Below are 10889 nucleotides of genomic sequence, written 5' to 3' on the forward strand. Positions count from 1 at the left end.
CCCCCCCCCGATGGGCGTTGGCCTTTCTTCTACCCCATTTTTAGAACGCTATCGCGCATGATTGACCACTTGAGCGTAGGTTCTGTCTTAACTGATAGGTTTATATATTTCCTTATATTCGCGATACGAAACAGGTATATGAACTGCCCGACACGCATACGTTCCATCTTTCTCGACGAGATTAGCTTTGTTTTTACGCATCTTTGGGATGATTGGACGCTCACCATGCGCGTTCGTATTCGCCCTCTAGGAAACCCAGCCTGAGGAAATGCTTTTCAATGTGCGGCATGAAAACGCCACAACCAGTTTTTGGGCCGCCACCGACCGACTCACTGAGGAGCAGATTTCCCCATGAATAGACCTTCATGGATTTTCACTGTCACTGCCGTTATCACGGCTACAACCGGGCTACCGGCCTACGCGGCCACCATCAACCAAGGCGATCCAGTTGTCATCATTCACGCTGATGGACCGCAAGCTAGTGTCTGTACAGCCGGCTATGTCGACAAGACCAACTCTCAGATTTATACCGCAGGGCATTGTGGACAAGATGGAGACACGGTGACGGATGGGACCTTTCAGAAAATTGGAGTATTCCAACCGTCTCCCACCTATGACCATTCACTAGATACAGGGAACGACATTGGAGTTGTCTCGCTTGACGACCCCGCTACTGCAGGTGAGAATTCGTATTCGGGCGATTCGACTCTATTCCCAACAGATGTTCAAACAGGCGAGACAGTCTGCATATACGGAAACACTACGGGGAGAGTTTCCTGCGGTTTAGCCGCTGATCGCGAGGCATACCAAATCGAGGACAACGCTCTACAGGTTCAGAACGTACACGCTCAACGAGGCGATTCCGGTGGCCCTGTATGGGTTCCGGAAAAAGGCGCTGTCGGCGTTGTATCGACTACCTGGAACATCATCGATGGGAACGGGCAGCAGCTTGGTTCCTATATCACCGCTAACTCACCCTGGTAAGAGGGCTTTGTTTGCGTAGGGCTTCCTGATGGTGGGACGCGAGTCTTGTTCTTTGTGCGGCCCAATGGGTTCTGTGCAGGCGACTGCACAGAACCCATTCTTGTTATTAGGACTGCTGGCGGCGAGTCCAGAACCAACCGCAGGCTGCGATTACCGCACCAAACAGTGTCCAGAGAAGGACTCCGTTTCCACCGGTCTTTGGCAGCTTACCGGTCTTGGTGTCGGTCACCTGCATGATCATGAGTTCACCGGAGCCTTCGGCCTTAATAAGCGGGCTACTGCCGCCTACCACCGAGACGGTGTACTCCTTAGTCTCTTGGTCAATTGAGATTTCAAAAGCTACTGGCTCTGGCAGCAGGCTAAGTCCTGCCGGCGCCATCGTTTCTACAAGGTAGAAAGTGCCAGTTTCAGTGATTTCAATTGACTTCTGATCAGGCGTGATGGTGTAGACCGGTCCTCCACTGAAATCCGGCTTACCACCAGCCGAGGGGTAGATATCGAAGGTTGCACCACCAAGCCCCGGTAGAATCTTGACTCCCTCACCATCGACGTACTCCGCCTTTTCCAAGGTCAGCTTGCCTGGCTTGGTGTCCGGCGCTTCGTAGTTATCGACAACACAGGAAATGGAAGACAGGACCTTATTGGATTCCGACATCTTTACACGGAAACCAAACTCGCCCACATTTTCCACCTTGAGAGGTGAGGTTTTCCCGTCGCGGGTTTGAGTACATACGGCGTTGTAGTCACCGGTGGAATCCAAGGTGTCACCGCGACGGAACAAGGTGTAGCCCTGCTTCTGCGTTTCAGTCAGAACCAGCGACTGTTCCCTCTCGCTTTCGATGTTCCACGATGCAGTACCCTTATCGGATTCAGAACCGGAGGTCACCTTCATCGACTGGTGAACCAACGGGCCATTACCAGAACCGATGACATTGTTATTTGCGGACAGGGTGAACTCCCAACCAGGGGCACCGTCTTCGAGAACCTTGCCGTTTTCATCGACAATCCTCTTCTTGACCTTCACTACACCGTTGCATCGTGTGGTTACGTCTTGGGCGATTGTTTTCATCTGTTCCGCAAGATTGCTGTAGTTAGACACCCTCACCGTGTCACCAGTGCCCGAGATATCCTCGCCCATGGTCTTGACACCACGTGCACCGTAGGTCCACCTAGACATGTCCGAAGTAACTGTGTTTAACCTCCCATTAGGCATCCGTTCAAACACCTGCAGGGCCTGGTTGCCTGCCGCGTCGTACGCCATTTTCAGATTCGCCATGGTGTCGGTGTTGATGTAATTGGCGTGCGAAGCCTTCGGGTGATCACTTCGAATTTTGTAGTAGAGGCCTGGGGCTTGTCCCGGATCTGCTTGCCAGCCAATGCGCTTGGCGTCTTTGAGCACCAGATCATTCGTTACAACGGGGCGTTGGCTGCTTCGCCCGCCAAGAGTCAGGTCGACCATGAGCGGCACAACACGGGTACCGGCAGCTTTGAGTTCGTTGGATGCTTTGATTGCGTCGTTGAGAGCACTAGCCTGAACGAATTCACCACCGATGCCCTTGCTCTTGATTGTCGAGGAGGTCGTGGGCATACCATCAGTGATGAAGTACACCACGTCGTAGTCGTTATCCTTGACCTGCTTCAGGCCCGCTTCCCAGTTCGTAGCACTGTTATTTGCGTTATAGCTCCAGTTCTTAACTACGTCCTTTGCTCGCTGGACGCCCTGCTCCGACAGCATTGAAATATATGGTGGGTTCTGACCGTGTGTCGTTCCAGCCTGATTAGCCGGACCGTCACTTGCGAAGTTATAGATGCCGAGCTCGGCTGGAGTGCCCTGCAGGGAATCGATAAATGCATTCGCGGCCTTTTTAGATGCTTCGAAACCATCAGTATCTGCGTAACGGAGCGATGTCGAAAGGTCTGCTACTACAGCAATACGCAGACCACAACGCTGTGGCATCGGCGGGTTAGGGACTCGCCCATGCACCCATTTGGCTCCATCTGGTGGCGAGATAATCTCCGGTGGTTTTGGCTCGTCCTTTTTCTCTCCATACACATCGAGGGTGACCTTCAAATTCTTGTTCTGCGAAAGATTATTAGTGAAAGTGAATACCGCATCCTTCGGTACAAGGGCAGAGTCAACCGGCTTACCATCCTTTACCGGAACAACGTCCATGGTGATGAAGCCGTTGCCAATATTGACGTTGCGTTTCTGCAGAGTTACGCCTGGCTCAATCTGGTCCAGAGTGAGGTTGTACTTCTGCGGATCCAAGAAGGTCGCGTCAGTCTCGATACGCACGGTTGCGTACTTCATGTGAGATTCCTCAGTCACCTTAGCCGTAAAGGCATTAGGCTTCTTCGGATCTACTGGGTCAGCTTTAACTGCAAACTCGTGGCCGATGGCATCAAAGTGACGCCCTTCGACAGCCGGTGGCTTGGGATCTTCAGAAGAATTTGAGCAGTCTTTAACTTCACCACTTAGATTGAAAGTCCACTCGGTACGCGCGTTCGGAGCAAGCTTAAACCCCGACTGTGCCATTGCAGTGACCTTGACTGTACCCGGCTTGTTCTGCTCGTAGACGTGCCGGCCAGCCGGCTTCTTCTCTGCGTTGAGGTAGTAATCAACACCCTTGGTGTCCGGGATATTGATGTACGCCTTCTCCACGCACTCCGGTGCAGTCGCGGGATCAACAAGGGTCGGATCCGCAGGAGTTACCGTTCCTGGTTCTGGCTCCGGATTCTCCGGCTCGGTGGGCTCGGTGGGCTCAGTTGGCTCTGTCGGCTGGGTAGGCTCCGTCGGGTCAGTTGGCTCACTTGGGCCGGTGGGCTCAGTAGAGCCGTCGGGAGTACCGCGAAGGGTGACGGATACGCTGCCAGTTGCTGTCGAACTGTTGTAGTTCAATACTAAGTTAATCTTATCGCCCGCTTTCACCGTTTGATTCAATCCGCTGTGCACAATTTCAAACGGTGCCTTTTTCGATGCACCAGACCCTATATTTGGGGCGAACTGAGACGGAATCGTCCTGCCATTAATACTTAGCTCATATCCCTTAAGCCACTCTGATCCACCAACATTGAACTGAAGACTGTCAATCGTCGCGTCGCTATCAATAGTGAACTCAAATTTTGCATCGCCCGGATTGGGCTGCACCTTAATCTTGTTAAACTCATGCTTCGGCGGAGACGTCGGAATAACCTCCGTCTGCGCCTGTGCCTGTGGCGCATTGGGCGCAAACGCCTGACCGCTGACAACGAGAGCTACCGCTAGCAAAGCGGCCAAGAACATGCGAAGCGTAGTTCGCATTGAATCCGGCAAGCGGAATGTTGTCGAAAACATTAGTTCTTCCCACTTTCTGAGTTCTTCTTGCTAGCGGCGATAATGACGAATCCTCCGCCGATTAGTGCTGCAGCGGCAGCTACCAGGCCTGCTACCTGCACACCGGTGAGCGCCAAGGAGCCGGATCCTCCGCTACTTCCCGAGCTTGAGGATGAACCCGACGAGCCCGAAGGCGTCGAGGTACCAGGCTCATCAGGTGGCGTGGAGGTAGTCGAAGTGGTCGTCGAGGTTCCCGGTTCACCCGGAGTGGTCGGAGGAGTCTTCGGCGGGGTCGATGTGCCCGGCGTAGTCGGCGGAGTTCCAGGTGGTGTTGTCGGAGGGGTCTTCGGCGGAGTGGTCGGAGGCGTCGACGGTGGTGGTGTCTCCCCCGGCTTGTGCGACTTCGCCACAATGACTCCCTCTACAGGAGTGGAGTCATAGTCCGCGCCATAGAAAGGCACCGATACCAAGAAGGGGTTGATCTCCCGATAACTGTCGTTCGGAGCCGTCGAGGTCACAAGGTAAATACCCTCCGGCAGGTCACTGAATTTAACAGAGCCGTTTTCGTCAGTGACCTGGCTGAAGTGGAGGTCTTTTGGCCACTCGGCAAGCTCAGCTGCGGTGGCATTTTCCACCTTCTCGCGGTCCTGCTGGCTTGACGGCGAAATTCCCTTAAGACGATGCAGATGAATGGTCACGCCAGAAATAGAGCCCGACGCCGTCGAATTATCATCGTCCGGGTTTCCTGGGCTCAAGGTAATTCGCACAATGTCAGTGCCGCTTGTTGCTGAAACGCCTGGAGCGTCCACGCGTCCAACAATCCTGGCCGCGTTGGCGTCATTCGCGCCGATTGCACCCATCACTGCAACCAGAGCGCAGGCAGCTAAGAACGCAGCTATCCGGTTCCAGGTGGATGTCAAATATTTATTCATTGTCGTTTTCCCACCACGAAGTGTTGTTATTATCCTCGGATGCCGATTCGCTGCCGTCAGCGAGTTCATCGCTGTCTGCGTCGCCATCAGCAGTCTCGACGTCCGCGTTCTCAGCGTCGTCGTCAAGCTCTTCGTCGGCGTCGAGGCGCTGGCGCCAGAGCCACCACGCAAAGCCTGCGCCAAGCACAAGCACTGTTACAAGCAGGGCGTACATCCACCACTGCCATCCAGCTCCGTGCGTTTGGTCGAAGACATTGCTTTCCGACGGATCCATCGGCACTTGGTGCCCACGCACTAGCAGACGGTGCGTGTTGATTCCGTAAGGAGTGCAAGTGATGAGGGTGATGTAGTCCTGGCCTTCAATGGGACGAAGATCATCGGTCTCATGCGGAAGTACAACCTTGATTTGATCAATCTCGTACTTCAGCTTGTGACCTGCGACCTGGATATAGAAGGCGTCTCCCTCTTTTGCTTTCCGCAGGTTATCGAAGAGCGTTACGTTAGTAAGTCCGGTATGACCGGTAATGATGGAGTGGGTTCCAACACCGCCGACTGGAAGATCGGATCCGTATAGGTGTCCGAGCCCCTTAGCGAGCACCTCATCGCTGGTGCCGTGGTAGATCGGCAGGTCGGCCTTAATCTCTGGGAAGATTAGACGCGCCATCACGTCGGTAGCGTTTAGCTGATCGAGATAAGCGGCGTACTCAGGGTTGTGGTCATTAATTTCGTTAAGCCACGGGTCCAGAATCGGGCCGGTGGTGTGGCGCTCATTGTAAGAATGAGCACGCTCCCACTGTTCATCTTTAACTTCTTGGGGTACGGACTTCTCCAGCTTGGCGAACTCTTTGGCCGCCTTAGAGGTGCCGTAGTTATTCAATGCCGTGGAGACAACCGGGTACAGCATCACAAGTAAACCCACAATCACCAGAATTGCGGGGAGAACCATGCTGTTCTTTTTCGCCTGCTCAGGCTGATTAGGCTGCTCAGCTGATGCGTCCCGCGTCAGAGTCGACGCAGAGTGTTTACCCACGGAGGAACTCCCAAGAAGTCAATCAAAAAGGGATGTGGCCTTTCTCTTTCTCACCGGCATGGGAATGCCTGCTGTTGAAAAAGAGCACATCGAAAGGCCGCAACAGTAATTTCAGTGATGCGCAAACTACAGGAATGGCGTGCGCTGTTGAACGCACGCTATTCCCGCAACACTGGAGCTAAAGAGCTCCAGTGACCGAGCCTTTACTCGGGTTTAGTTCTTGGAACCGCGGCGGGCGAACCATGCACCAGCTGCGACGATAGCTGCACCGATAGCAGCCAGGATGCCAATACCGGCACCACCGGTCATCGGCAGGTTCGGGGTAGTGTCGTCGGAGTTAACGACCTCACCCGGGTTAGCGCCGACCTGGACGGAAGCCAGCTTGTAGACGCGCTCCGGGTCAGTCGAGGTAGCAACCAGCTTGAACTCGAGTGCCTCCGGCAGCAGCTCCTTGCCCTTCGGAGCCTTGGTCTCAATCAGGCAGTAGTGGGACTGGTCATCAGCGGCAACCTCAGCATTGTCTTCGAAGTCGTTGACGTGAAGACCGGTAATCTTGACGATACCGTCCTGGCCAGAGACGAAGGTGGTCTTAATTTCGCCGCCCTGCTGACCGTTTACCGGAGTCCAGGAATCCTTCTTGGTGGTGTCAATTTCGGAGCACTGCTTGCCAGCCTCCTGGCGGACAATCTGGAACTCGGCGCCTTCCAGACCCTTGCGGTTGCCATCGACCTTCTTGAACTGCAGGCCACCCCAGTAGGTCTTGACCTCCGGAGTCTCCTTCGGAGTGGAGTTTTCGGTACCATCCGGGTTGTTCTGGAAGACCAGAGCCTTGTTCGGCGCGATATCGGTATCCTTCGCGAACTCAGGCTTCAGCTTGGTGGTGATGGTAACGACGACCTTGTCACCGGCCTTGAGAGTATTTGCAACTTCTGGCTTCAGGGCGACGTCGACCTTGTTGCCCTCGAAGAACTTCCCATCAACATCCTGCGTCGGCTGGATCTCCTGGCCAGCGACCGTCACCTTCACGTCGGTGATTTCCAGCTTCGGGTCAATCTGGTCAGTGATCTGGAACTGGGTGCGCTCCGTGTTCGGCTTCAGCTGGCGAGCAGTACCTGTGACGGTGTAGACAAGGTTCTTATCACCAGCGTTCTGGTCCTTGTCCTTGACGGTCTTGGTCGGCTCTTCGTCCTTGTAGTTCTTCGGGAACGCGTGGACATCGTAGTTCCAGCTAGTGCCCTGGTTATCCCCACCGTTATCCGCGGTCATCGGAACGAAAGCGATGAACGGAACAGCCGGGTCGTAGCCTTCCTTCGGACCGGTCTCAACAACCAGGTAAGCACCGAGGTCAAGATTCTGGGAAACGACCCACTTGCCGTCTGGGCCGGTCTTACCGGATGCGACCTCGGTGAGGACTCCAGCCGGGAGGCCGTCCTTCAGCTGTGCGCCCTGGGAGAAGTCTTCAGCCTTCAGCTTCGAAGCAGCCAGCAGACCCTCGTTGGTGGTGACATCGATGGGGGTAGCGCCATCTGCAGTCTTGTTGATCTTGTAGACGGTAAAGCCGACACCCTCAAGCACCTTACCACCGTTGGCCTTAACGTCCTCGACATCAGCTTCGGTACCAGACGGCTGGCCTTCGCTGGTCGGGTTACCGAACTTGTGAATGGTGAGCGAGCCCTTGGCGTTCTTATTCACCAGCGGGGAGTCCCCGGCAGCCTGGTTGATGGAAGTGTCCTGAGCGATTGCAGCCGGGGCGGAGACACCCATCGACAGACCGACGATGGCAGCGAAAGTTACCGAGCGGGCGGTACGGGAGAACTTATTCACGAAAACAGGTCCTTTACAGAAGTCCAAAATGAAGCGACACGCTTCAATACGTCTCGCGATTCACTCCAGACGGCGACACCAACGTTCCCCGACTTGCCAAAACTGAGATTTTCCTTAAGAAAAAGACCAGCCTGTCTAACCTTTTAAGCCTAAGCGTTATGAACTTTAATGTTTGAATGTATAAACATTGCAGCTCAAGCTCATTGCTTGCTCGGTTAACAGCGCTCAGTGAACCGCTTATAAATAACTTAACCGCTTAAGCATCTGGCCGATACCCCCAAGGAGAACGGGCCGCGACACCTAGGCATGAAAACCCTTCGCATTCACACTTCGTACTACCTCCGCGATAGCTCTTTGCACTGTTCGCGACGGGCTTTTGCTCATTCACCCAAAAAAGCGTAAAGATTTCCGCGATTTATCCCCCTCCCCCCAATCAGGGCTAACCAGTTGGTTTGTATCAATAGCTTTTACCCCCTACCGCTATCGTCGCAGCGCACGCCGGGCAAATGAGGGCTCATCAACCTTCTCGTATTTGCTGTCACGACAACGTCGTCAAGCGAAAGCAAAAGGACACCATCAAAAAACCAAGAAACGCCCCGCGACCCACCGCCTTGTGCTAGGACCTGTAAAAGCGCAGAGACAGTAAGCGACACGGGGCGCGCTTCGGCGTCACAGGGGACGTTTAGAGAACCGCCCAGTAGTGAACATCGTTGTAGCCGTTGAGCTTGAGGACGTCACCAATCTGGTCGACCTTCTTCTTGCCCTCAGGGGTCATGCCATCCGGCATGATCTGCACGTCAGCGCTGTGATCGCCGGTGAAGGTGATGTTGACGTAGTCCTTGCCATCGCGGTGCTCAAGCTCGAAGACGTAGCGGTTGACGGCTAGCTTGCCCGAGTGGAGGAACCCACCCTTGCCCGGAGCGACAACTGCAGTGTCAGCAGAGTTTGCAGGTGCAGCTACTGCCTGTGCGGCAGTGGCAACCGGAGCGGCAAGCACGAGTGCGCCCACACCCCAGACACCGATTTTCTTCAACATGCTCATAGGTACTTCCTTATCTTCTGTGTTTCTGCAGGGTTTCTGCAGATTTGTTCTGTGTTTTTCTGTGACTGTCGGCGCCGCCGTTGTTCGACGGCGTTCAACAGCCACAGCCAATGAAATTGGTCAACTAGTTGAGGCTGAGCCCCAGCGCCCTAGTGCTCTGATCTAGCGCACTGGATTAGCGCACTGGAGTGGCCTCGACGATGATGTTGTCGGCGTAACCCAAGGTGCCGCCGACGAACTCGCCTCCGCAGGTGATGAGGACCAAGCGGTTCTCACCAACTGCGTCGTTGACAGCCTCGGGCATCTGGGCGCCCTTGACCACCTGGATTGGATCCTTGCTGACGGTGAAGTCTCGGCTTTCGCCATCTACCTTCACCGTGACAGTGTCACCAGCTTTCAGGTCCGCGAAACGTGCAGCGTAGCCATCGCCCTGGTCCACCTCATTGACGTGACCGGTAATGACGGACGATCCAGCAGCACCTTCCTCACCGGGAATCGCGGAGGCGGAATACCAGCCAAGGCGCGAAATATCGGTCGGCGGAATCAGAGATCCCTGATCAGTCAGCTGAACGAAATCAATCGGAGCCGACTTACCATCAATGAGCATCTCCATCTCGTGCACGGCTCCCCGAGAACCCTGTGCTGGAGTGGGCAGATTCTCCTGCGCACCATCGAGCGCTGAATCATTGCGGTTCAGTTGGGCAATCACCAGCAGAGCGATAACGCCGATTAATGCGATAGCGGCGATATACACCCTTGGCTGCTTCCACCAAGGCACGTCCTGCAGGTCTTCGACTTGGCTGTCGGCCGGGTCTTCGGCCTGGTCAAACGGATCAACGTGGTCGAGTGCGCCAGTTTCGGTTTCCGGTTCGATGCCTGGTGTGTTTCCAGGTTCCTTGCCGGTCTCGTCCGAGCCAAACTGATCAGTCATGGAATCTCCTTAGTTGGTGGCTACCGTCGGCAGAGCGTGAGTAGCCAAACCGGTCGGGCCAGACGGAACCGAACTAATTGCACGTCGTTCCGAGTTCGGAGCCAACGGCTTTCCGTGGTTCTTCTGCTTATCCTGGCCAGTGCCACCGATGATGGTGACGTTGGTGTTGTTCTGCTCCGAGTGCTGATTAATCACAGTGGTCGGGGTGGCAGAGTCGCTGGTAGGTGCAGAGGAATCGTCGTTAGGCGTGTTCTGCTTGCCCTCATCCTTTGGATGCTCAGATGGCGTGTTCTCCGGGGTCTTGCCGTTCGTGACAGTCTGCTCCGCAGAGTTGATGTCCTTGTGGACAGCAACTTCCTTGCCATTGGCATCGGTCAGAGTCTCGAAGGCAACCTGAGAAGCGCAGTCGCCGTCGGTGATGATGATCGGAACATCAACCGTGCCGGCGGATGCCGTCGGCACAAAGTGCAGGCGGCTCCTAGCGCCAGTGGACTTGCCCGTCTCCTTGCACATCAGCTCACCGGTCAACGTGTACTTCGTGCCCGGCTTCAGGCCAGTGAAGTGCACGGTGTCGATGACGACAGCACCCTTTTCAACCAGAGCCTTGCCGGCAATACCGGCAGTAGTCGTGATGGCTGGGTTGTCCTCAGACTGCGCTGGGGTGCTCGGGTGGTTCGGCTTTTCCGGCTGGGCAGGCTTCGTCGGCTTGCTCGGCTTGCTCGGCTGAGCGGGCTTGCTCGGCTTGCTCGGCTGAGCGGGCTTGCTCGGCTTGCTCGGCTTTTCCGGCTGAGCAGGCTTAGTCGGCTTGCTCGGCTTGCTCGGCTGAGCGGGCT

General features: G+C 55.2%; 8 protein-coding genes. 1 reads left to right on the forward strand and 7 read right to left on the reverse strand.

Annotated features, from left to right (window positions below; genetic code table 11):
• Positions 1–351 precede the first annotated feature (351 nt).
• Positions 352–984, forward strand: a complete 633-nt coding sequence (locus tag HMPREF3053_RS07840; protein ID WP_016421901.1) for a trypsin-like serine protease — start codon at positions 352–354, stop codon at positions 982–984.
• 106 nt (positions 985–1090) lie between these two features.
• Here HMPREF3053_RS07840 and HMPREF3053_RS07845 read toward each other — a convergent pair whose 3' ends face one another.
• The 7 genes from HMPREF3053_RS07845 to HMPREF3053_RS11025 all read right to left on the reverse strand — a co-directional run.
• Complete coding sequence (locus tag HMPREF3053_RS07845; protein ID WP_016421900.1) at positions 1091–4318, reverse strand: LPXTG cell wall anchor domain-containing protein; 3228 nt, start codon at positions 4316–4318, stop codon at positions 1091–1093.
• Positions 4318–5229 carry an isopeptide-forming domain-containing protein gene (locus HMPREF3053_RS07850; RefSeq protein ID WP_016421899.1) on the reverse strand — a complete coding sequence of 304 codons (912 nt, stop codon included), beginning with the start codon at positions 5227–5229 and terminating at the stop codon, positions 4318–4320. The genes HMPREF3053_RS07845 and HMPREF3053_RS07850 overlap by 1 nt, the downstream gene beginning before the upstream one ends.
• Positions 5222–6235 carry a class C sortase gene (locus HMPREF3053_RS07855; RefSeq protein ID WP_222865602.1) on the reverse strand — a complete coding sequence of 338 codons (1014 nt, stop codon included), beginning with the start codon at positions 6233–6235 and terminating at the stop codon, positions 5222–5224. The genes HMPREF3053_RS07850 and HMPREF3053_RS07855 overlap by 8 nt, the downstream gene beginning before the upstream one ends.
• Positions 6236–6472: 237 nt before the next feature.
• On the reverse strand, positions 6473–8083 hold the full coding sequence (locus tag HMPREF3053_RS07860) for a SpaH/EbpB family LPXTG-anchored major pilin (protein WP_070546306.1): 1611 nt from the start codon (positions 8081–8083) through the stop codon (positions 6473–6475).
• Positions 8084–8765: 682 nt separating this feature from the next.
• Positions 8766–9125 carry a hypothetical protein gene (locus tag HMPREF3053_RS07865; protein ID WP_005511660.1) on the reverse strand — a complete coding sequence of 120 codons (360 nt, stop codon included), beginning with the start codon at positions 9123–9125 and terminating at the stop codon, positions 8766–8768.
• Between the two features lie 175 nt (positions 9126–9300).
• The gene (locus tag HMPREF3053_RS07870; protein WP_016421895.1) at positions 9301–10056 is read right to left on the reverse strand and encodes a class F sortase; all 756 of its coding nucleotides are present in this window, start codon (positions 10054–10056) and stop codon (positions 9301–9303) included.
• Between the two features lie 9 nt (positions 10057–10065).
• A partial coding sequence (locus HMPREF3053_RS11025) for a VaFE repeat-containing surface-anchored protein (protein WP_168166700.1) occupies positions 10066–10889 on the reverse strand: 824 nt, incomplete at its 5' end.

It is taken from the genome of Corynebacterium sp. HMSC064E07, from assembly GCF_001815745.1.
GTDB classification, from domain to species: Bacteria; Actinomycetota; Actinomycetes; order Mycobacteriales; family Mycobacteriaceae; genus Corynebacterium; species Corynebacterium jeikeium_D.

Coding starts and splice junctions, on each gene's coding strand:
- HMPREF3053_RS07845 (WP_016421900.1), bottom strand. CDS start 4,318: ATGTTTTCGACAACATTCCGCTTGCCGGATTCAATGCGAACTACGCTT.
- HMPREF3053_RS07850 (WP_016421899.1), bottom strand. CDS start 5,229: ATGAATAAATATTTGACATCCACCTGGAACCGGATAGCTGCGTTCTTA.
- HMPREF3053_RS07870 (WP_016421895.1), bottom strand. CDS start 10,056: ATGACTGATCAGTTTGGCTCGGACGAGACCGGCAAGGAACCTGGAAAC.
- HMPREF3053_RS07840 (WP_016421901.1), top strand. CDS start 352: ATGAATAGACCTTCATGGATTTTCACTGTCACTGCCGTTATCACGGCT.
- HMPREF3053_RS07865 (WP_005511660.1), bottom strand. CDS start 9,125: ATGAGCATGTTGAAGAAAATCGGTGTCTGGGGTGTGGGCGCACTCGTG.